Origin of the sequence: Sphingomonas sp. CFBP8993 (assembly GCF_034044895.1) — a bacterium.
Lineage (GTDB): Bacteria > Pseudomonadota > Alphaproteobacteria > Sphingomonadales > Sphingomonadaceae > Sphingomonas.
The window spans coordinates 230,271-252,060 of sequence record NZ_JAXCWU010000001.1; the positions used below are offsets into that span (position 1 = coordinate 230,271).

The window sequence follows — 21,790 nt, forward strand, 5'->3', positions numbered from 1 at the left end:
CCTGATGGCCACTGCGCAGGATATTTCCACTCCCGACCGTGCCGACTGGCTGCCCAGGCGATTGCTGGTCACGCGGTCGGCCTTCGGTTTCGCGCATGGCCGGGCGATCGTCGAGCGTGCCGCCGCGCGCGGCGTCGAGGTGGTGGCGTTGCCCGGTGATCGCCTGGCGCTCGACCTGCCCGACGATCCCCGCCGGGCCTATGTCGCCGCCAAGTCGACGCTGGCGGTCGTCGTCGCGCCGCCGTCGAAACGACGGCTTCAACCGATCGCGCCCAGTGCGGATTGGCGGGTCGACCTGGCCGAGGGATGCCCGGCGCATTGCAGTTACTGCTATCTGGCGGGGTCGCTGAAGGGGCCACCGATCACACGGGTCTATGCCAATCTCGATGAGATACTGGCGGGCCTGCCATCCTATCTCGGGACGGGCGCGGTGACGTCGCGCAACCGGGCGCGCCGCCAAGAGGGAACGACGTTCGAGGCGTCATGCTACACCGATCCCCTAGCGCTCGAGCCTCTGACCGGTTCGCTGTCGGCGATGGTCGCGTGGTTCGGACAATGGGAAGCGCCGGTGCAGTTGCGGTTCACCACCAAGTTCGCACTGGTTGCGCCGCTGCTGGACATCGCGCATCACGGGCGGACCCGGATGCGCGCCTCGATCAACCCATCCCGGTTCGCGCGCTTCGAGGGCGGGACGGCACCGGTCGCCGCACGGCTGGCGGCGTTGCGGCGGATGGCGATGGCCGGGTATCCCGTCGGCCTGACCATCGCGCCGATCATCGCGGCGACGGGATGGCGTTCGGCCTATGCCACGCTGCTGGACGAGGCGGCGGCGGCGCTGGGCGGGGTGCCGGGGCTCGACCTGACGATCGAGCTCATCACGCATCGCTTCACGCCGGGGTCGAAGGCGGTGCTGGACAGCTGGTATCCGGGATCGTCGCTCGACATGGGAATGGAGAGGCGCACGACCAAACGGACCAAGTTCGGCTCGGAAAAACAGGTCTATGACGCAGCGACGATGCGGGACCTGCGCGGTTTCTTCGAGGAGCGGATCGCGACGGTCCTGCCGTCCGCGCAGATACTGTACTGGACATGACGATATTCTTCACCGCCGACACCCATTTCGGCGATCACCGGACCATCAACATTCAGAAGCGTCCGTTCGCCAGCGTGGTGGAGATGGACGCGGTGTTGATCGAACGCTGGAACGCGACGGTCGCGCCGGATGACGAGGTATGGCATCTTGGCGATGTCGCGCGGCGGGCAGGCGACGTTCCAGCCTTGCTCCAACAGCTCAATGGCATCAAGCATCTCCTGCGTGGCAACAACGATCCGGACGCCACGGTCGCTGCCACGGGCTGGGCGACGGTGCAGGACTACGCCGAGATCACGCTGGAGGATCGCCGTCTGATCCTGTGCCATTATCCGTTCCGCAGCTGGAACGGCCAGCACAAGGGAGCGATCAATCTTCATGGGCACAGCCATGGTCGCCTGAAACCCATGCCGCGCCAGTTCGACGTTGGCGTCGATGTTCATGGCTTCGCGCCGGTTCGGCTGGGCGAGCTGGTCGCCTCCGCCTGAAGCGGGTCAGGGGGCGGCTGGCGTCGCCTCTTCGCTTGCCTCCGCCAGGGCGGTTGCCGCATCGCGCAGCCTCTGCCAGACGCTGCGCTCCTCGCGGGCATCGGCCAGCGCGCGGTGGGCCGGGGCATTGTCCTTGGTCGCATTGGCGCGGGCCATCAGGTCATTTACGATGGCCTCCAGCCGATCTTGCGGAACGACGCCGCGCAGGATCCCCTCGGCCGTTTCACGCAGCGCGATATCGGTGTCCTTCAAGCGTAGCGTATGGCGCGGAAGACCCGCCGCGCGGAGCAAGGCGCTAAGCCACTTGCCGTCCCAGGAGGGTGCGCTGGCGAATAGCGAATGGCCGGTCAGTTGCTCGACCATCCGTGCCGCGACGACATCATGCGCAACGCCCTCACGGACCAGTATTTCGCGCGCGATGCCATGGATTCGCTCCGCATCCGGGTTCCAGTCGGTCCAGTCGGGGGCGGGCGCGATCAGATGGCTTTCCGAACGCTCATCCTCGAACACCCACGCCACCTCGATTGGATAGCTCCTGTCGTCCAGCGACGAGGCCTCGAAATCGAGAAAGACGTTCACGGCCGATCCTCCTGATGCACGTACCAATCGGCATAGTCGGTGTTGCGCGCCATATGCCGGTTGAGATCGGGCGCGCCATCCGTCCACCAGACCGGCCCCCGTTCGCCCAGCGCCGTCTTGGCGGCGTTCACGCCGTCCCGGGCCCGGCGAAGACCTGCTGCGTCATCGGTCTTCAAAGCAGCATGGACGGCGCGGCGCGCCTGCATCAGTTCGTCGACCAGCCTTTGCCGTACATCGGGGTCGAGCGCCGGATTGCTCCTGCGCCACAGGCGGCCGCGCACGACAATGTATCGGCCATCGGGGGTCGTCAGCGGTCCGCGCAACCTTGCCGTATCTCGAGGAACCACGCCTTGCACCTCCTGCCGAACACAGGACGCTTTGCCATCGTGGTCGTTCCTTTCGACCGGAGCCCTGGCTCAGGGCTCCAGGCCCAGCGCCTCGCGGTCGGCGGTGGCTGCCGCCAGTTCGGCACGCGCCCCGGCGATCCGGGCCTGCGCATCGATCAGGCGCACCCGCGCGTCGTTCGCGGTTTCCTCGCGCTGATTGACCAGAAAGAAGTCGCTCGAACCCAGTTCGAACCGCCGCCGTTCGGCCACGGCCAGCCGCTCGGCAAGCTGGCGCTCCTGCTCGGCGATCATGGCCAGCTTTTCGGCAGCGCCGACGCCGATCGTGATGCCTTCGACCTCGACGGTGATCTGGTCGCGCAGGAACCGGCTGCGTGCCGCCAGCGCATCCATCTCGGCGCGTGCTTCAGCGACGCGGCCCTTGGCGGCCCGGTTCTGCAACGGCAGCGAGAAACGGAAACCCACCGCCGCTTCCAGTGGCGTACGCGTCGGGCCGCCCAGGCCCACCGGGCCGACATCCTTGCCCATCTCGCCCCGCAAATCCAGGCGAGGTCTCAGGTCGTTCTGCGCCAGCGCCAGCCGTGCCGAGCCCTGGTCGATCCGTGCCAACAGCATCTGGAGATCGGGCCGTCGCCGCTCGAAATCACCGCGCGCGGAGGCCGCCACTCCCACCAGCGCGCCAGCATCGACGGGCAGGCGCTCGGGCGTCACCAGCACCGGCTCGCCAGCGGCATCGCGATAATAGAGCGACAGGGCATTGGCCGCCGCCTGAAAATCTCCCTCGGCCCGGACGACCAGCGCGCGGCGACGGACCAGGTTCTGGTCGTTTTCCGCCAGCAGGATATCGGGCCGGGCGCCCAGTTGAACCTGCCGCGCCAGTCCGCTTCGCCGACTTTCCGACAGTTGCAGCAGGTCGCGATAGGCGCGCAGGCGCAGACCCGCCGCGACCCAGTTCTGATAGGCATCGATCGCGCGCCGCTGCACGCCGATCGCGACCGCCTGGCGTTCGAACTGGGCAATGTCGATGTCACCGGCCGCCAGTGTACGGCGGGTGCGGCGTTCGTCGATCAACCGGTCGCGGAGCAGCGAATAGAGCGCGCCGACCTTCACCTCGCCCAGGCGGTTGGTGTAATTCTCGTCCTCATACACCGGAAAGCCGCCGCGGCTGACGCGGTAGCCGCCATAGAGATAACCGCCATTGTCGGTCAGCGGCCGGGTGGCGCGGGCGGAGGCGACGGTCCCGTCATAATAGCCCAGTGTGCGCGACCGGCCATCGGCCTCGAACACGGTATCGAATGCGCCGCTGGCCGTGACGGCACGCCCCTCGGCCGCGCGGACCTTGGCCAGCGCCTCGACGATCTGCGGGGCGGCGCGTGCCGAGGATTGCAGCACCTCGTCCAGCGTCAGTGGCGCCGAACTCGGGACGGCGACGGGTGCGGGCGCGGGATTGGCGCGAATATGCTGACCCAGGGCCGGGGCGGCAAGCATCGGTGCCAGGGCCAGCACGGAGGCGGTGAGGGCGATACGGATCATTTCGGCTTGCCTGCCTTGGCCGCGATCTTCTTGTCGTCGTCCTTCGCGCCAGCGTCCTTGCCATCCTTGCCGGTCTTGGTCTGGCCGAATTCCAGCGGGAAGTCGTTCAGCTGCCGCCAGAGCTCGTAGCCAACGGTCACGGTTTCACCCTGGACCCAGCCCTGTACCTTGCCGCCCAGCCGGACGAAGCGGCGTTCGGGCCAGGCAGGCTTGCCGGGCATGGGTTCGACCAGGATGCGGAACAGCCCCTGCGCATTGGCATTGGGGTCGATCGTGCGGACGCGACCATCGAAGAAGCCATAGGCGATCGAGGGCCAGCCGCTGAACTGGATCGCGGGCCATCCCTCGAACTCCAGCCGGACGCGGCGGCCGGGCCGCAACAAGGGCACGTCGCGGCCGTCGATCATCAGCTCGACTGCGCGCTGGACCTGTTCGGGCGCGATGACCGCCAGCACCGTTCCGGCAGAAACCAGCGCACCCCCGGCGGTCGCCGTCAGGTTCTGGATCCGCCCGGCGCGCGGCGCCTGCACCAGCTGCGCCGACTGGCGGTTGAGCTGCACCTCGATCCGGTTCAGCTTGGCCCGCGATTCCGCCAGCTTGGCGCCGGAGTCCGCGACCTTGATCTGCGCCTGTTCGAAATCGCGGCGCGAGGCCAGTCCTTCGGAGAAAAGCTGGCGGGTGCGGTTGACGTCGATCTGCGCCACCGCCCGCGATTGCTGGACGGAGGCGATTTCGGCCATCACCTGCGCGCGTTCGGCGGCCAGGCGCGACAGAAGATTGGGGTCCAGGTCGACGATGCGCGCGATGGGATCGCCGCGGTTCACGTGCTGGCCGTCATGCACATACCAGCGCTCGACCCGACCGGGCACCAGCGCGGTCACCTCCTGCGCGCGGTCCTCGGGATCGAGCGACACGACCTGTCCACGGCCCTGCGCGGTCTGCAACCAGGGCACGAAGAACAGGATGAAGATGGCCGCGGCGATCCCGACCAGCAGGATCCAGGCGATGGCGACCGTGGTGCGCGGCGGGCGAAGCGCGGCAAGGGTGCGGAAATGCGCGAGATGTTCAGGCGGATGCGACATCGGCGTCCTTCCGGTTGCAGGCATTCTGAAGCGCCTCGAGCGTGTCGCAGCGGTGCTGTTCGGTCAGGCCCAGATAGAGATAGCCGTCCAGGGTCACGTCTTCCGGCCGTCCGGTGCACAGCAGGACGGTGGTGCCGTGCTCCTTCAGAATATGAAGCGCGGCCAGCAGCCGCTCCGGCGGTAGCAGGTCGAACAACTGGCCCAGCAGCAACAGCTTGGGCCGGACGAGCAGCGCATTGGCGAGTTTGAGCGCCATCGTCTCGCCCACGCTCAGCGGATAGCCGGTCGATCCGAGCGGCGTATCCAGCCCCTGGGGCAGGCTGGCCAGGCGGCGCTCCAGCCCGACCGTCGTCAGCGCCTCCATCGCCACATCGTCCAGGTCGGTGGAGGCCAGGCGCAGATATTCGCGGATCGTGACCTCGACGATCGTCGACCGGTCGAGCACCGTGACTTCCGAGCGAAGGCGGTACATGTCGAACGAACCCAGATCGCCGCCGCCGATGCGGATCAAGCCACGATCGGGCAAGGCATGCCGCTTCAACAGCATGGCCAGGCGGCGCTCTGCCCCCGGTTCGGCAACGGCGACCAGATGCTCTCCGGCGGCCAGGCTCATCGTGTAGCGGGCGTCGCCGAAGACGATGTCGGTCATCTTGACCGAGCCGTCGCGCGGGCCGTTGTCGCCGCGTACCTGCGTCTCCTGCGGAATGGCGAACAGCAGCGACAATTCCTCGGAACTGGCGACCAGATCGTAGAAGGTGTCGAGATACCAGCCGAATTGCGAAATGCCGTAGAATACGCCCGACAGGATCAGCTCTGCCGCGACCAGCTGGCCCAGCGACAGCTGGCCGCGCAGGATCAGCATCCCGCCCAGCAGCAGCAATCCGGCGCTGGCAAAGGCATAGATCAGGAGGAAGGCGATGGTCTGCGCGAACTGATAGCGGAAATAGCGGCGGTGCGTGGCAACATAGTTGGCGGTCATCGCCTCCGATCGGTCCATCGCGAAGTCCAGGTGACGCGCCGACTTGTAGAAGCCGTTCGAGCCACCGACGCTCTCCAGCCATCCGGCGGCCTTGTGCTTGGCATGGCTCAGCGCGACCGCGCCACTGATCGCACCGCGCCGCCACAAGAGCCAGACCAGCAAGAGCGCCGCGACCAGCACCACGTTGAAGGCGAGGAAGACGGGATGATAGAAGCTGGTGATGGTCAGGCCGATCACCGCCTGCAGCACGATCGTGAAGGCGCCGATCACCAGGCTGGGCACCGACTTCTGAACGACCACCAGGTCGAAATAGCGGTTGAACAGGTCACCGCGATTGCCATCGGCAAAGAACGGGTCCTGGGCATGGACGGCGCGCAAGGTGACCTCGGCGACCACTCGCGCGAACAGCCGCCGCTCGAACGCCGCCATGATCCAGACGCGTAGCGCACTCAGCCCGGCAACCAGCAGCAGAAGTAGCAGCAGGATGCCGGACAGCGCCCATAACGGGGCGGGCATGGCGGTATTCGCCACGCTGTTGATCAACAACTGCACCGAGACGGGCGTCGCTAGCGCGAGCAGACTGATCGCGGTGGTATAGACGATACCAAGGCGAACATAGGCCGCGTCGGGCCCTATGATCTGGCCCAGCCACCGTACCGCATCTCGAAACCCCAAGCGCTCCGCTGCCAAAACAAGCCCCTTTTTCTGTATCTTGGTTCGACAGGAACCGACGTTTTTACGCCTTTGCCGAACCGTTCACCTCGCAAAAGGTACGGATCGGCTTGATCCTTATCACGCCTAAGTAACGAAATATCATGGCGGGTGCCAATCGGAAAAGTGGTGCCGATGGTATAGGCAATGGCTATAGACGGTGCATGCCTACGCTGCGTCAGCTCGAATATCTGGTCACCATCGCCGACACCGGATCGTTCGCCGTGGCCGCGCGGGTCGCGCACGTCTCGCAGCCGACTTTGAGCCAGCAGGTTCGCACGCTGGAGGAGCGGCTGGGCGTCAAGCTGCTCGAGCGGAGCACGGCCGGGGCGATCCTGACCCCGGTGGGGCGCAGCATCGTGGCGACGGCGCGACGGATGCTGAGCGATGCGAGCGATATTGTCGCGCTGGCGGCCGGATCGGCCAACATGCTGACCGGTACGTTGCGCCTGGGTACGACGCCGACCCTAGGACCCTATCTGCTGTCGCCGATCATCGCCGAGCTGCACCGTATGGCCCCGCAGCTACGCCTGCACGTTCGCGAAGGTATTCCCGACGAACAACTGCTCGAACTGTCACGCGGGAATATCGACGTCCTCCTGGGTCCGCTGCCGATGGCGGGCGACGACCTGACCATCGAGCCGTTGTTCCGCGAACCGCTGCACTTGGTGGCGGCGCTCGACCATCCCATCGAGGCGTCCGACAGCCCGACCCGGGAGACGCTGACGGGCAGCGCGCTCCTGACCCTGGACCCCCGCCATCACCTGGCTCGCCAAGCCGCGGAGGTCGCCGAGCAATATGGCATGCACATCGCGCCCGATTATTACGGGACCAGCCTGGAAAGCCTGCACCAGATGGTGGCGAGCGGGCTGGGTCTGGCCTTGTTGCCCAGCCTCTATCTTCACTCCGAGATCGGCGGCGCGTCGGGGCTGAAGGTCCTGACGGGCAAGGGATGGCGCGTGCATCGCTCGATCGCGATCGCCTGGCGCCGCCAGTCGCCGATGAGCGCGGCGTTCAAGCTGATCGCCGACCATGTGAAGGCGCGCGCGGTACGCCTGCTCTCCGAATAGTCGACGGCGCTCCTGTCTGGTCTGGGCCGATGGGACGAACAAATTGTTCGACAGTAGTTTCCATGGTGACGGAGGATGGGGAGCGGCGACCCGGCCGCCTGCGACATCTCGTCCGTCGAAGATGCCCCTGACGTCAAGGAATTGGCCGGTGCCCTGCTTGGCCGACAGCTTATGTCTGCCACCTCGGTCAGCGGATTACTGCAAAGGTAATGAAGGCGCGCGAGATACGGTATCTTAAGTGTCTGTCGTCATCTTGACGTTATCGGCTTGCACGCAGGCACTCGATTTTTCCGGGGGGTAAATCATGATCGACCTGCGATGCTCCTGCGATAACGCGCAAGGAAACCGGTCGATCAGGTGCTCGACGTGATATTGCACCAGTCGGACGGAGCATCGGCATAGTCCTTCCATCCGATCATCATCGCAACAGGGAACAGGGCGATGACGTTTCGCCATTGCATCATCACGGCCGCCGCATTGGCATTCGCGTCATGTGCCGAGCTTGTCGGGGCGCAGGGAGTCACAAACCGTCCGCTGACCATCGACCTCATCCACAAGGCGGACGTGGTCGCCGTGGCGGGGGGGAAGGGTACGCGCGGCGTCCGGTATCTCGACAATACCGATGTCATCGCCACGCTGGACCTAGATCGCGCGGTTCGTTGGCATGGGGCCACCACCTATCTCGGCATACTGAGCAATACGGGCGCGCGGGCCAATGACATTGCGGGCACCCTGCAGGGCGTCGACAATATCGAGGTCGCGAGCCCCGACCTGGTCCTGTACCAGGCCTGGGTCCAGCAACGCTTCTGGAACGACCGGGCATCGGTGCTGGTTGGCAAGTACGACCTCAACAGCGAATTCTATTACAATGCCGCCGCCTTCCCGTTGATCGCACCGGCCTTCGGCATCGGTTCCGAGCTGGCCTCGACCGGGCCCAATGGCCCGTCGATCTTTCCGCAGACCGACCTGGCGGTGCGGGTGCGCACGGATGGCCGACGTCATTATGCCCAAGCCGCGATCGTGCGGGCCCCGCGCGGCGTGGCCGACGATGGCGGACGCCGGTCCGCCATGATGATCGCCGAGATCGGGCTGAAGGGGCGGACGGCGATCAGTGTCGGTGGCTGGACGTACAGCCATCGTCAGCCACGCATCACGCCACCGGGCATCACCACCACCACCGATACGGCCGCGTCGCACGGCCTCTATGTGCTGATCGAGCGTGAACTGGTGGGGCGTGGCGACGCACCGGATCACTGGACCGGCTTTCTTCGCGCGGGCCTGTCCGATGGCCTGACCACGCCCTTTGCCGATGGCGTGCAGTTCGGCGTCACGGGGATCGGCTTCGTCCGCGGCCGACCGCAGTCCAGCCTGTCGATCGGTTTCGCGACGGCCGGGATCAGCAGCGCCTATCGCCAGGCCAACCCACCGGCCGCACCACGGCTCGCCCGGTCGGAGTCGACGATCGAACTGACCTATAGCGACCGGGTCGCATCGTTCCTGACGCTGCAACCCGATCTCCAATATGTCCACCGCCCGTCCGGCCGCGCCCGTGCGCCCGGCGTCGTCGTCATCGGCCTTCGCGGCATCGTGAACTGGAAGATCCGCTAACCGCGCGCCGGGCCATCGCTTTGCGGAGGTCAGGCGAAGATCTCGGTCAGTCGGTCGTCATCGGGGCCGTCCTTCCAGTGGCGCAGCTCGATGAACAGCGCGGCGGCAACCAGCATGACCCAGGTCGTCACCGCAGTCGTGGCGATCGCCTGGACGAGTTGCAGCAGGAATGACGGGTTCTGGACCACCGGCGTCGACACGCTGCCCGTAAGCAGGCCCAGCGTTCCCGTGGCCGCCAGGCTGGCGACGCCGACCACGGCCGCGACCAGGAAATAGATGACGAACGTCAGCAGACCGATGCCCAGGATCCGCCAGCGCGCGCCCTTGGTCAGCGCACGGCTGCGGCCGAACGCGCCGGAGATCCCGGTGCGCTCGGCGACGACGGCGGGAAGGCAGACCGACCACATCACGGACAATATGACGCCCGGTATCACCAGAAGGACGAAACCGATCCAGATGCCGATCACCAGCAGCAATGTCACCGCGAAGAGCGGCAGGGCGCGTCTGGCGCCCAGCAGGACGATCTCGCGGATGTCGGCCGGTCGGCCCTCGTCATGCGCGATGGCGACATGGACGAGGGCACCGCTCGCGATCAGCCATAGCAGGCCGACGGCGATGCCAAAGACGCTGCTCAGGACATAGGCTCCCGTATCGGCGCCCCGCTGCAAGGACAGGGGATCGACGAGCTGTTCCGCCACCAGTTGCGGCACCGACATCAGGGCGAAGGTCAGACCCAAGGTGGCCATCGGGTTGGCCTTCATGATGTCGAAGCTGCGCGCGAAGACTTTGCCGACCGACAGGCCATGCCGTGGCACGGCGGCGATCGCGTGACTGGCCATATTCTTCCCCCCTCAAGGTTTCGGGGCCGATCGTGGCAAGGCTCCTTCCCGCTGTCCAGCCCGATCCGAAGGCGCGGCGGCGGGCGATTAGCCGATTGCGCGAGCGATCGTTCCGGCTACAGTCCGGCGCGGGGCATGGGCTTGCGTTGCGGGGAGGGGATCATCGCGGCAGTGGAGGACAAGGCGGCAGCGGTCGATCGTCTCGCCACGGCGCACGCCGCGTTGCGCGCCGATCCGTCGATCCAGTTCGCCCTCACCCGGCAGCCCAAGCCGCCCGAGCCGCCGGAATGGCTGAAGACGCTGGGGCGCTGGCTGGGCGATCTGCTGCGTCCCGTGGGCCGTTTCCTGCGCTGGCTGACCGGCCTGATGCCGGACGCGCCCTATGCGCGCATCCTGCTGTGGACGCTGATCGTCGCGATCGCCGTGGCGTTGATCTGGATGGTCGTCGAACGCTTGCGGTCCGGCGAATGGCGCTTGCCCGCGCGTCGACGCCGGATGGCGGGCGAGGTGGATATGGGGGATGACGATGTCTGGATGCCCGATGCCGCCCCGGCACGGGCATGGCTGAGCGCGGCGGACGCGCTGGCCGCCGAGGGACGCTTTGCCGAGGCGATCCATTACCTGCTGTTCCATTCGATCGAGGACATTGCCCGTCATCGGCCCGCGCTGCGCCGTCCCTCGCTGACCAGTCGGGAACTGGCGTCCGCCACGCTGCTGCCGGCATCGGTCCGGCCGCTGTTCGCCAGTATCGCGGGACTGGTCGAGCGCAGCCTGTTCGGCGGGCGGCCGGTCGCCACGGCGGATTGGCAGGCCGCTCGGGCCGCCTATACCGACCTCGCCCTGCCGCAGCGGTGGCGGGCATGAGCGAAATCGCGATGCGAGCCACCGACAAGGGCCGGACCGGGCCGGTCGAACGCCTGTTCTCGCCGCTGACCGTGGCGTTGTTGCTCGTCATCGGCATTCTTGGCTTTGCGGGCTCGATGCTCTTGGGGGCCTATGCGCCCGATATGCGATCGGGCCATGATGGCGGCACCCACGCCCTGTCGAACGCCGCCACCGGCTTTTCCGGCATCGTCGCGCTGGCGGGGGCTACGGGGCGCAACCCCCGCATCATCCGTGCCGAGACGGATTGGGCCACCGACGATCTGGTCGTCGTGACGCCGGATCACGGCTGGACCGACCTGAGCAAGCTGATGGCCACCCGCAAAGGGCGCGCGACCTTGCTCGTCATGCCCAAATGGCTGACCCTGCCGGACAAGGGCCGGCCGGGCTGGGTCAAGGTGGCGGGCCTGTTGCCTGCCATCGACCCTGCGCGGATACTGGCTCCGGCCACGGAGATCGCGGTATCCCGGCACGCAAGCGGCGGGCGGCCGCTTCAAGCGGTCCGCTGGGCGCCGGATGCGCTCAACGTCGCGGCCCCGCGCCCGCTCCAGGTGATGACGTCGAAGGCGCTGCAGCCGATCGTCACCGACGATGCCGGTGGCATCGTCCTGGGCCAGGTGGGCGACAGCAGCATCTTCATCCTGGCCGATCCCGACCTGCTGAACAATCACGGTATCCGTCGCCTGGACCGCGCCCGCGCCGGGCTGGCGATCTTCGATTTCGTTCGGGACAACGGGTCGCGGGGCATTGCCTTTGATGTGTCGCTGAACGGGCTGGGAGTGGGGCGCAGCCCCTTGAAGCTGGCGTTCGAGCCGCCCTTCCTGGCGATGACGCTGGCAATCGTCGTCGCGCTCGCGCTTGTCGGGTGGCAGGCGCTGATCCGCTTCGGGGCACCACGTCCGCCAGAGCGCGCCATCGCCTTCGGCAAGGCCGCACTGGTCGACAACAGCGCGATGATCGTGCGCAAGGCGGGGCGTGAGGGCGGGCTGGGCCCGCGCTACGCCGCGCTGGTCCGCGAACGGGCACGGGCGATCTTCGGTGTGCCCGTCCGCCTGACCGACGCGGAGGCGGACGCCTATCTCGATCGCATGCGGGGACGGGGCACCTTTACTGCACTGGTCGATATGGCGGCTGGGGCCCGGCATCCGGCCGATATGCTCGCCAGCGCGCAGGCGCTGCACCAATGGCAACAGGAGAAGACACGGTGACGGTTCAAGAGGTCCAGGCGCTGGGGCAGGCGATCCGCGCCGAGATCGGTAAGGCGGTGGTCGGCCACGATGCCACGGTCGACCTGTTGCTGGTCGCGCTGTTCGCGGGCGGGCATGTCCTGCTCGAAGGGCCACCGGGAACCGCCAAGACATTGCTGGCGCACAGCTTCGCGCATACGCTGGGCCTGGAGTTCGGCCGGATCCAGTTCACGCCCGACCTGATGCCCGGCGACATCATCGGCGCGAACCTTTTCAACTTCCAGACCTCGACCTTCAGTCTGACGCGAGGGCCGATCTTTACCGAGCTGCTGCTGGCCGACGAGATCAACCGCACCTCGCCCAAGACCCAGGCCGCGCTGCTGGAGGCGATGCAGGAGCGGACGGTCACGATCGATGGCGACAGCCTGGCCTTGAGCAGCCGGTTCACCGTGGTGGCGACCCAGAACCCGATCGAACAGCAGGGCGTCTATCCCTTGCCCGAAGCGCAGCTCGACCGTTTCCTGTTCAAGCAGATCGTGCCCTATCCGACCGCCGACGAGGAACGCCGGATCGTCGCGGGGCACGGCGCGCGGCCGACCGCCATGTCCCCGGCCGACTGGGGCGTCGAGGTGCGCGCCGATGCCGCGACGATCGCGGCGGCGGTGGCGATCGTCGCGGGCGTCCGGCTGGTCGACGAAGTCATCAACTATATCGTCGCACTAATCCGGGGAACGCGCGGCGTGGCCGATCTGGAAAGCGGGGCCTCGCCGCGCGCCGGGGCGATGCTGGCGGGCGCGGCACGGGCGCGGGCGGCGCTGGACGGGCGCGACTTCGTCATTCCCGACGATGTTAAGACCCTGGCCCCGGCGCTGCTGCGGCACCGCCTGATCCTGTCGCCCGCCGCCGAGATCGGCGGCCGCGCGATCGAGGACGTGGTCGCCCAGATCATCGAGACGATCGAGGCGCCGCGTTGATCTATCCGACCCGCATGGCGGTGGTGGCGGCGGCGATCGGAGCTCCGGTCGCGCTGCTGGCCGCCATGCTGTTCCCGGCCAACTGGTATGCCGGGCTCGGCTGGTCGCTGGCGGTCGGGATGCTGATGATCGCCGATGCGCTGCTGGGGCGTGGTCAGGGGCAGGTCACGCTCGACCTGCCTGCCACGGCGGCGGTGGGAGAGCCGCGGGAGATCCCCGTTTTGGTCCGCGTCGACGGTGCGCGCGTCCCTGGGTCGGTGCAGGTGGCGGTCGCGGGCGATCCGTTGCTCACGCTTGGCGATGAAGGGCGGATCGACCTGACGCTGGAGGGGGGCAGGGGTGTGGCGCGCCTGTTGCTGACGCCGCATCGTCGCGGCACGGCGCACCTTGGCACCGTCTGGCTGCGCTGGACCGGGCCGCTGGGGCTGATATGGCATCAGGCGCGGATCGAGGCCGATCATACGCTGCCGATCCTGCCCGATGTCGAGGCGGTGCGGCGGCAGGGCGCGCAGGTGTTTCGGCGTCACGCGGTCCAGGGACTGCTGGCCCAGAGCGACCGGGGCGATGGCAGCGATTTCGACGCGCTGGTCGAATTCCGCTCCGGCATGGATCGGCGGGCGATCGACTGGAAACAGTCGGCCCGGCACCGCAAGCTGTTCGCCAAGGAATATCGGACCGAGCGCAACAGCCAGATCGTCTTTGCGATCGATGCGGGGCGACAAATGTCGGACCCGGTCGCTGGCGTGCCGCGGTTGGACCGGGCGGTGTCGGCTGCGCTGCTGACCGGATGGCTGGCCCTGAAGCTGGGCGACCGGGTGGCGCTGCACGCTTTCGACTCGCGGCCCCGTGTCGCCAGCGGTTTCATCGGCGGCCCGACCGCCTTCCCCGAGCTACAGCATCTCGCCGCCGCGATCGACTATAGCGGCGACGAGACCAACTATACCTTTGCCCTGACCACCCTGGCGGCGCGGCTGAACCGTCGCTCGATGATCGTGCTTTTCACCGAATTCACCGACCCGACTTCCGCCGACTTTCTCGTCCGTGCGGTCGCGCGGCTGTTGAAGACGCATCTCGTACTGGTCGTGGTGCTGCGCGACGAGGAACTGGAAGCTTTCGTCGATGCCACGCCGGTCGTCCCGGCCGATGTCACGCGCGCCGTGACGGCGGGCGCGCTGCTGCGCGATCGGCGGCTTGTCCTGCTGCGCCTGAGGCATCTGGGCGTGCACGTCATAGAAAGCCCGCACGACCAGGTCGCCGAGCAACTGGTCGAAGGTTATGTGGACCTCAAGCGTCGGAGCCTGTTGTGAGCGCGTTCGTCGATGCCGTCCCGCCGCTGGTCAATGCCAGCCGCTTCCGCGCCGCGCATGAGGCGCAATGGGCGCGGCTGGACACGCTGCTCCAACGGATCGAGAAGCGTTCGGTGCGCGCTCTGTCCGACGACGACCTGCTGGCGCTGCCCGTGCTGTACCGCGCGACCCTGTCCTCGCTGTCGGTCGCGCGCGAAACCTCGCTCGACCGCGCGCTGATCGCCTATCTCGAGCAGCTTTGTGCACGCGCCTATTTTCAGCTCTACGGCGTGTCGGACCCGGTGTGGCGCGACTTGCTGGGCTTTTTCACGAATGGCTGGCCCCGTGCGGTGGCATCGCTGTGGCGTGAGACTTTGGTCATGCTTGGGCTGACCGTGGCGGGGGCGGTCGCGGCGTTCCTGCTGGTCCGGTCCGACCCCAGCTGGTTCTACAGCGTCGTGCCCGAGGGGCTGTCGGGCGGGCGCAATCCCGGTGCGTCGGCGGAGGCGTTGCGCCAGACGCTCTACGCCAGTCAGGAAAAGGGGCTGGGCGTCTTTGCCAGCTTCCTGTTCGGGCATAATGCGCAGATCGCGATCTTTTCCTTCGCGCTGGGCTTCGCCTTCGTCGTGCCCACCGCGCTGCTGATCCTCTACAACGGGCTGACGCTGGGCGCGATGATCGCGGTGTTTTCCGCCAAGGGGCTGGGGCCGAACTTCCTGGCGTGGCTGGCGATCCATGGCACGACCGAGATGTTCGCGATCATGATATCCGGGGCGGCCGGGATGCGGATCGGCACCGCGATCGCCTTTCCGGGGCGACGGACGCGCATGGCGGCATTGGTCGACGCTGGCCGAAGCGCGGCCATCGCGGTGGTCGGCGTCGTGCTGATGCTGGGCGTCGCCGCCATCCTTGAGGGCATCGGGAGGCAGGTGGTGACGAGCGATGGGATGCGCGTCGCCATCGGAGCCATCGCGCTGGTGGCTTGGGTGGTCTATTATTACGGGGTCGGGAGGCGGCATGCGCTTCGTTCGCCGGAATAGGAACGCGCCCGACACGCTGCGGCGCAGCTTCGTCACGCCGGAGGGCGTCGACCTGCAACTCGAACTGGGGGGCGGGGGGACGCGCGCGGTTGCGTTCCTGATCGACCTGGTCCTGATGATCACCGTTCTGGTCGTCGCGACGCTGGCGCTGCTCGCCTTCGACCAGGCGACCCGCGCCGACATTGCGGGCATATTGTGGCTGATCGGTGCCTTCTGCCTGCGCAACGGCTATTTCGTGCTGTTCGAGATGGGCGGGCGCGGCGCGACGCCGGGCAAGCGGCTGATGGGCGTGCGGGTGATCGCGCGCGACGGCGCCCGGCTGACGGCGGGCGCGGTGGTGGCGCGCAATGCGATGCGCGAGATCGAGATTTTCCTGCCGCTCTCGTTCCTCGGCGAACAGGCGGCAGCGGGGACGGCGGATGCGTTCCTGACGCTGTTCGCTTTGTCCTGGACCGGTATCTTCCTCTTCTTCCCCCTGTTCAACCGCGACCGGCTGCGGATCGGCGATCTGGTGGCGGGGACCTGGGTCGTCCAGACCGTCGTGCAGGGGCTCGCCCCCGATCTGGTCGACAGCGACCGTCCGCGCCGGGTCTTTTCGGACGCGGCACTGGCGCTTTACGGTGTCTATGAGTTGCAGGCGCTGGAGGACGTCATCCGAAGCGGCGATGCGGGGGCCCGAAGCACGGTCGCCAAGGCCATCCGGCGCAAGGCGGGGCTGGCATCGGACGGCGACGATGATGGCTTCCTCGCCGATTATTACGCGGCGCTGTGCGCGCGGCTGGAAAGCGGGCTGCTGGTCGGCCGACGCCGGGCCGACAAGTTCAGTGGGGCCGGGCGATAGGTCGCTCGCCCCACGGGTGAATTCAGGCGGCGGCGCGTTCGTCTTCGATGATCGCCCGTGCGACCACGGCGCATTGGCCGCATTTGGGCTGGCGACCCAGCGCCTGATACATCTGGCACGGAGTCATGGAACCGGCACGGGCCGCATCGCGGACCTGGGATTCCCGGATGGCATTGCATACGCAGACGACCAAGGTGCTCTCCATCAAAGGCACCGATCGTTTAGCGCTAATGAGAGTGGGTCGCAAGGCTTTTGCGATGCGTTTGCAAATATTATCGCTGAATCCCGTTGGCGGCGAGCCGCCAAATCCGCTCGAGCGGACCCTGTCCGAACCGGTCGAGCCAGGGCTTGGACCATAGGAACATCAACCCCCATATCGGTATCACCAGCACATACAGGCTGGCGCGGGGCCAGCGGGCGAACTGTCCCAGACCGTGACCGTAGAAGACCAATGTCATCAGGATGCTGGTCCCCAGATAGTTGGTGAAGGCCATGCGCCCGGCCGCCGCGATCCGCTGCGTCCACCATGTGCCGGGACGCAAGGCCAGGAGGATCAGCGCGGCATAGCCGATCGTGCCGATCAGTCGGAACGGCACGTTCAGGCACAGTTCCACCAGCGCGACCATCCGAACGTCGAAGCCGCTGCTCCAGCTCGCCGCCGCCATGGTTGCATAGGCGAGTATCGATACGGACAGCCCGCCCACGGCCCAGCGTCGATAGATGTGGCGGGGCCATTGCCCGGTCAGGAAACCCGATTTCAGCGCCGCCATGCCGAGCAGCATGGCGCTCAGCGTATCGGGGCCGATCTGGATAACGTCGATCAGGGGATTGCCGTTGTTGGCGATACGAAAGGCGGTCGAGGTCGCCCATGATCCGCGCATGGCCTGCACCTCCGGCATCAGGCGCGCCGCCCCCGGCGTTCCGAACGCGTCCTGATAGAGGTCCCACAGGGCCAGCTTCTGCGGCGTATTTCGCGCGGCCGCCTCGAACAGCCCGATACATTCCAGCGCGCCCATGGCCATCGACAGCCCGGCCATCGCGATCGCCGTCCAGACCAGCGGCCGGACGCCCAATCCGACAAAGGCCAGCGCGATGACGCCGACCAGCGCATAATGCGCCAGGATGTCGCCGGTCCAGATGAAGGTCAGGTGCGCCATGCCGAACACGAACAGCACGGCCATGCGGCGCAGGTGAAGCGACGCGCCGTTCCGCCCGGCCTCGTCGGCGCGGGTCAGGATCAACAGCGTCGATGCGCCGAACAGCAGCGAGAACAGCCCACGCATCCGGCCATTGACAAGGATTTCGGTCAAGGCCCAGGCGATCAGGTCGCTCGTGCGCCCGCTGCCCCAGGCCAGGGGATTGGAATAAGCCGGATCCGGCAAGCCGAAGCCGGGCAGGTTGGCGAGCAGGATCGCCATCACCGCCACGCCGCGCAGCGCGTCGAGCGTCAGCAGCCGGTTAGCGGGCGGGGTGCCGCCGGACAGCGGGGAGGGGGCGGGACCGTCGGCCAAGGCAAAGCTCCGTTCAGGCCGGTGGGGACTTACCGATTGCCGCCCGCGATGCAACTGGCGCGGGGGCCAAGCATTGCCCTGTCATGGGATTGTCACCTCGCCTCACGGGCCGTGCTTCGGCGCGTGCGCATCATTCACCCGCCGCGTCGGCGTTTCTTCGTCGGTTCGAGCCATTCTTTGCGGGCAACGAGGTGACGGGTGGCCCCTTGCTGCTCGCCACCATCCTGGCGCTGGTCATGACGAACAGCCCCTGGGCACATGGGTATGAGCGGTTCTGGGATACACCGGTCACGATCGGTTTCGGCGCGCGCAACATATCGCACGCGCTGGCCGAGTGGATCGACCATGCCCTGTTGCCGATCTTCTTCGTGATCGTCGGCGCCGATGTGAAGCGCGAGATGGTGGCCGGGCCACTGTCGCAATGGCGGACGGCGGCGTTTCCGCTGGCGGGTGCGTTGGGCGGGATGGTCGTGCCGGTCGCGCTGTTCTGGGCTGTCGCGGGCGGCACGCCGGGTGCGGCGGGTTGGGGCAGCGTCATCACGACGGACACCGCCTTCGGCCTGGCGCTGATCGCGCTGTTCGGCACCAGCCTGCCCGCCGGGTTGCGCGCGTTGATGCTCGCCTTTGCTGCGGTCGACGATGTCGGCGGCCTGCTGATCATCGCCTTCGCCTATAGCGGTGCCATCGCCCCGGTGGGAATCCTGGTCGCGGGGGTCGCGCTGGCGGGCATTATCGGTTTGCGGCGGATCGGCTGGGTTTCGACCGTGCCCTATGTCCTGTTCGGCGTGATCATCTGGGGCGGTGTCCTGGCATCGGGCATCCACGCCACGATCGCGGGCGTCCTGATCGGCCTCACCGTGCCGGTGAAACCCCGGCTGGGCCAGCAGGACTTTGCCGAGCGCGTCCAGCACCGGGTCGATCAGTTCCGCCATGCATATGATGCCGCCGAGCAGGCGCAGGATGACGCACAGGAAGAAAAACTGCGCCACCGTACCGAGGAACGCCTGGGCTATCTGCACGAAATGGCATCCGCCACCCGCGAGGCGAGTGGGCGATTGATCGAGTTGCTGACCCCATGGGTCAACTATGTCGTGTTGCCGCTGTTCGCGATGTCCAATGTGCGCATCCATTTTTCGCCGGAGCTGCTGGCGATGATCGGCAGCCCGCTCGTCCTGGGCGTGGTCGCAGGGCTGGCGCTGGGCAAGCCATTGGGGTTTCTGGGCTTTACATGGGCGGCGAGCGCGATGGGGCTGGCGCAGCGGCCCGTTGGGGTCACCTGGCCGATGGTCATCGGCATCGGCGCGCTGGCGGGGATCGGGTTCACCATCTCGCTGTTCATCGCGGGGCTGGCGTTCGGGGATGGGGAGATGCGCGAAGCGGCGTCGCTGGGCGTGCTGATCGCCTCGATCCTGGCCGCCGGGATCGGCTATGCAGTGTTACGCCATTGCGCGGAGCCCCGGCACGCGGCCGAGGCTCCGGCATAAGGGATCAGGCCAGCGCGGCGTCCGCACCCATCAGCGTGGGGAAGAAGCCCTCATGCGCGCGGCGCAGTTCGTCGAGCGGCACGACGAAATCGCCGTCCTCGCGCTCGAAGATCAGGCGCGCACCCGCGGTGCGACCGATCCGCTCGACTTCGACGCCCGCCTGATGCGCGTTCGCCAGGAAGTCCATGAGCGCGGTGTCCTCGACCGTGGCGATGTACAGACCCTGGTCCTCGGCGAAGAGCTGGCGGCAAGCCTCGCCCGTTTCCGGGAACTGGACCAGTGCCCCGATATTACCGGCCAGCGCCATCTCGGCGAGGGTCACCGCGATGCCGCCGTCGGACACGTCGTGCACGGCCGTCAGGTGTCCGGCGGTGATCGCGTCGCGCACCAGGTCGCCGGTGCGACGCTCGGCATCCAGGTCGATCGAGGGGGGCGGACCGGCGTCGCGGCCTTCGATCCCATGGACTTCGCGGAGCCACAGCGACTGGCCAATCTCGCCCTTGGGGCTACCGATCAGGACGATGACGTCGCCGGTGCCCTTGAAGGCGATGGTCGCCGACTTGGACCAGTCGGCCATCAGGCCGACGCCGCCGATCGCCGGGGTCGGCAGGATCGCCGAGCCGCCGCCGGTCGCCTTGGATTCGTTGTACAGCGAGACGTTGCCCGACACGATCGGATAGTCGAGTGCGCGGCACGCCAGGCTCATGCCCTCCAGGCAACCGACGATCTGGCCCATGATCTCTGGGCGCTGCGGATTGGCGAAGTTCAGGCAGTTGGTGATGGCCAGCGGCTTGGCACCGACCGCCGTGATGTTGCGCCACGTCTCGACCACCGCCTGCATCCCGCCGGTGACCGGATCGGCATAGCAATAGCGCGGCGTGCAATCGGTGCTCATCGCGAGCCCCTTTTGCGTGCCGTGGACACGGACGACGGCGGCGTCGCCACCGGGGCGCTGCACCGTGTCGCCACCGACCATGTGGTCATATTGTTCCCAGATCCACCGGCGCGAGGCGATGTCGGGGGAACCCATGAGCTTCAGCAGGTCCACCGCCGGGTCCTGGCAACCGGGGGAAGCGATCGCGGCCGGAACCTCGGTCGGGACATGCGGGCGGTCGTAGAGTGGGGCATCGTCGGCCAGGGGGCCGAGTGGAATGTCGCACACGATCTCGCCCTTGTGGCGCAGGACCATGCGGCCGGTCTCGGTGACGTGACCGATCACCGCGAAGTCCAGCTCCCACTTGCGGAAGATCGCCTCGGCGAAGTCCTCGCGGCCGGGCTTCAGGACCATGAGCATACGCTCCTGGCTCTCCGACAGCATCATCTCGTAAGGCGTCATGCCCTCTTCGCGCTGGGGCACATCGTCCATGATCAGTTCGATGCCGACGCCGCCCTTGGACGCCATCTCGACCGACGAAGAGGTCAGGCCCGCCGCGCCCATGTCCTGGATCGCGACGATCGCGTCCGACGCCATGAGTTCGAGGCACGCCTCGATCAGCAGCTTTTCGGTGAAGGGGTCGCCGACCTGCACGGTCGGGCGCTTGGCGTCGGCATCCTCGCCGAAATCGGCCGAGGCCATGGTCGCGCCGTGGATGCCGTCGCGGCCGGTCTTCGAGCCGACATAGACGATCGGATTGCCGACGCCGCTGGCGGCCGAATAGAAGATCTTGTCCTGATCGGCGACGCCGACGGTCATCGCATTGACCAGGATGTTGCCGTCATAGGCCGGGTGGAAATTCACCTCGCCGCCCACGGTCGGCACGCCGACGCAGTTGCCGTAACCGCCGATGCCGTGGACCACGCCGGAGATCAGGTGGCGCATCTTGGGATGGTCGGGACGGCCGAAGCGTAGCGCGTTCAGGTTCGCGACCGGCCGCGCACCCATGGTGAACACGTCGCGCAGGATGCCGCCGACGCCCGTCGCCGCACCCTGATAGGGTTCGATATAGGACGGGTGGTTATGGCTCTCCATCTTGAAGATCGCCGCCTGGCCGTCACCGATATCGATGACGCCCGCATTCTCGCCGGGACCGCAGATGACCTGCGGCCCTTCGGTGGGCAGCTTCTTCAGGTGGATGCGGCTCGATTTATAGCTGCAATGCTCGGACCACATGACCGAGAAGATGCCGAGTTCCACCATGTTGGGCTCACGGCCCAGCGCGGTCAGGACGCGCTGATACTCTTCTTCGGACAGGCCGTGGTCGGCGACGATCTGGGGCGTGATCTCGGTCATGGCCCGCGCCTTTAACGTGGTGTCGCGGCTTC

20 protein-coding genes are annotated in these 21,790 nt (G+C 67.2%); 11 read left to right on the top strand and 9 right to left on the bottom strand.

The window, feature by feature from the left end:
- Positions 1–4 precede the first annotated feature (4 nt).
- Positions 5–1,093 (top strand): SPL family radical SAM protein, encoded by a 1,089-nt coding sequence (locus SOM26_RS01010; RefSeq protein ID WP_320450871.1) that lies wholly within the window; start codon positions 5–7, stop codon positions 1,091–1,093.
- A complete protein-coding gene (locus tag SOM26_RS01015) occupies positions 1,090–1,578 on the top strand; it encodes a metallophosphoesterase family protein (protein ID WP_320450872.1) in 489 nt (162 codons plus the stop codon). The genes SOM26_RS01010 and SOM26_RS01015 overlap by 4 nt, the downstream gene beginning before the upstream one ends.
- 6 nt (positions 1,579–1,584) lie before the next feature.
- Here SOM26_RS01015 and SOM26_RS01020 read toward each other — a convergent pair whose 3' ends face one another.
- The 5 genes from SOM26_RS01020 to SOM26_RS01040 form a co-directional block, all read right to left on the bottom strand.
- The gene (locus tag SOM26_RS01020) at positions 1,585–2,157 is read right to left on the bottom strand and encodes a 3'-5' exonuclease (protein WP_320450873.1); all 573 of its coding nucleotides are present in this window, start codon (positions 2,155–2,157) and stop codon (positions 1,585–1,587) included.
- Positions 2,154–2,438 carry a hypothetical protein gene (locus SOM26_RS01025; RefSeq protein WP_320450874.1) on the bottom strand — a complete coding sequence of 95 codons (285 nt, stop codon included), beginning with the start codon at positions 2,436–2,438 and terminating at the stop codon, positions 2,154–2,156. The genes SOM26_RS01020 and SOM26_RS01025 overlap by 4 nt, the downstream gene beginning before the upstream one ends.
- A 135-nt stretch (positions 2,439–2,573) precedes the next feature.
- Positions 2,574–4,034 carry a TolC family protein gene (locus SOM26_RS01030; RefSeq protein ID WP_320450875.1) on the bottom strand — a complete coding sequence of 487 codons (1,461 nt, stop codon included), beginning with the start codon at positions 4,032–4,034 and terminating at the stop codon, positions 2,574–2,576.
- Positions 4,031–5,116 (bottom strand): efflux RND transporter periplasmic adaptor subunit, encoded by a 1,086-nt coding sequence (locus SOM26_RS01035; protein WP_320450876.1) that lies wholly within the window; start codon positions 5,114–5,116, stop codon positions 4,031–4,033. Before SOM26_RS01035 ends, SOM26_RS01030 begins: the two co-directional genes overlap by 4 nt.
- Positions 5,100–6,785, bottom strand: coding sequence for an ATP-binding cassette domain-containing protein (locus SOM26_RS01040; RefSeq protein WP_320450877.1), 1,686 nt, complete (start codon positions 6,783–6,785; stop codon positions 5,100–5,102). Before SOM26_RS01040 ends, SOM26_RS01035 begins: the two co-directional genes overlap by 17 nt.
- 185 nt (positions 6,786–6,970) lie before the next feature.
- Here SOM26_RS01040 and SOM26_RS01045 point away from each other — a divergent pair, with 185 nt between their 5' ends.
- Positions 6,971–7,876 carry a LysR family transcriptional regulator gene (locus tag SOM26_RS01045; protein ID WP_320450878.1) on the top strand — a complete coding sequence of 302 codons (906 nt, stop codon included), beginning with the start codon at positions 6,971–6,973 and terminating at the stop codon, positions 7,874–7,876.
- A 441-nt stretch (positions 7,877–8,317) separates the two neighbouring features.
- Positions 8,318–9,484, top strand: coding sequence for a carbohydrate porin (locus tag SOM26_RS01050; RefSeq protein ID WP_320450879.1), 1,167 nt, complete (start codon positions 8,318–8,320; stop codon positions 9,482–9,484).
- Positions 9,485–9,513: 29 nt separating this feature from the next.
- On the opposite strand, the gene SOM26_RS01055 is transcribed toward SOM26_RS01050, so the two are convergent.
- Positions 9,514–10,323 (bottom strand): glycerophosphoryl diester phosphodiesterase membrane domain-containing protein, encoded by an 810-nt coding sequence (locus tag SOM26_RS01055; protein WP_320450880.1) that lies wholly within the window; start codon positions 10,321–10,323, stop codon positions 9,514–9,516.
- Between the two features lie 135 nt (positions 10,324–10,458).
- Between SOM26_RS01055 and SOM26_RS01060 the strand changes: the two genes are divergently transcribed.
- The 6 genes from SOM26_RS01060 to SOM26_RS01085 are packed head-to-tail and all read left to right on the top strand — an operon-like array spanning position 10,459 to position 16,533.
- Complete coding sequence (locus tag SOM26_RS01060) at positions 10,459–11,187, top strand: DUF4129 domain-containing protein (protein ID WP_320450881.1); 729 nt, start codon at positions 10,459–10,461, stop codon at positions 11,185–11,187.
- A complete protein-coding gene (locus SOM26_RS01065; protein WP_320450882.1) occupies positions 11,184–12,413 on the top strand; it encodes a DUF4350 domain-containing protein in 1,230 nt (409 codons plus the stop codon). Before SOM26_RS01060 ends, SOM26_RS01065 begins: the two co-directional genes overlap by 4 nt.
- Positions 12,410–13,366 carry an AAA family ATPase gene (locus SOM26_RS01070; protein WP_320450883.1) on the top strand — a complete coding sequence of 319 codons (957 nt, stop codon included), beginning with the start codon at positions 12,410–12,412 and terminating at the stop codon, positions 13,364–13,366. Before SOM26_RS01065 ends, SOM26_RS01070 begins: the two co-directional genes overlap by 4 nt.
- Positions 13,363–14,673, top strand: coding sequence for a DUF58 domain-containing protein (locus SOM26_RS01075; protein ID WP_320450884.1), 1,311 nt, complete (start codon positions 13,363–13,365; stop codon positions 14,671–14,673). The genes SOM26_RS01070 and SOM26_RS01075 overlap by 4 nt, the downstream gene beginning before the upstream one ends.
- Complete coding sequence (locus SOM26_RS01080; RefSeq protein ID WP_320450885.1) at positions 14,670–15,692, top strand: stage II sporulation protein M; 1,023 nt, start codon at positions 14,670–14,672, stop codon at positions 15,690–15,692. The genes SOM26_RS01075 and SOM26_RS01080 overlap by 4 nt, the downstream gene beginning before the upstream one ends.
- Positions 15,670–16,533, top strand: a complete 864-nt coding sequence (locus SOM26_RS01085; RefSeq protein WP_320450886.1) for an RDD family protein — start codon at positions 15,670–15,672, stop codon at positions 16,531–16,533. The genes SOM26_RS01080 and SOM26_RS01085 overlap by 23 nt, the downstream gene beginning before the upstream one ends.
- Before the next feature lie 22 nt (positions 16,534–16,555).
- Here the strand turns inward: SOM26_RS01085 and SOM26_RS01090 are convergent, their stop codons facing one another.
- Positions 16,556–16,726, bottom strand: coding sequence for a (2Fe-2S)-binding protein (locus SOM26_RS01090; RefSeq protein WP_320451257.1), 171 nt, complete (start codon positions 16,724–16,726; stop codon positions 16,556–16,558).
- Between the two features lie 79 nt (positions 16,727–16,805).
- On the bottom strand, positions 16,806–18,044 hold the full coding sequence (locus SOM26_RS01095) for a DUF418 domain-containing protein (protein WP_320450887.1): 1,239 nt from the start codon (positions 18,042–18,044) through the stop codon (positions 16,806–16,808).
- Between the two features lie 83 nt (positions 18,045–18,127).
- On the opposite strand from SOM26_RS01095, the gene nhaA reads away from it, so the two are divergent.
- Entirely contained in the window at positions 18,128–19,528 is a 1,401-nt protein-coding gene (nhaA, locus tag SOM26_RS01100; RefSeq protein WP_320450888.1) for a Na+/H+ antiporter NhaA, read from the top strand.
- Positions 19,529–19,532: 4 nt separating this feature from the next.
- Here the strand turns inward: nhaA and purL are convergent, their stop codons facing one another.
- The gene (gene purL / locus SOM26_RS01105; RefSeq protein WP_320450889.1) at positions 19,533–21,758 is read right to left on the bottom strand and encodes a phosphoribosylformylglycinamidine synthase subunit PurL; all 2,226 of its coding nucleotides are present in this window, start codon (positions 21,756–21,758) and stop codon (positions 19,533–19,535) included.
- Positions 21,759–21,790: the final 32 nt, after the last annotated feature.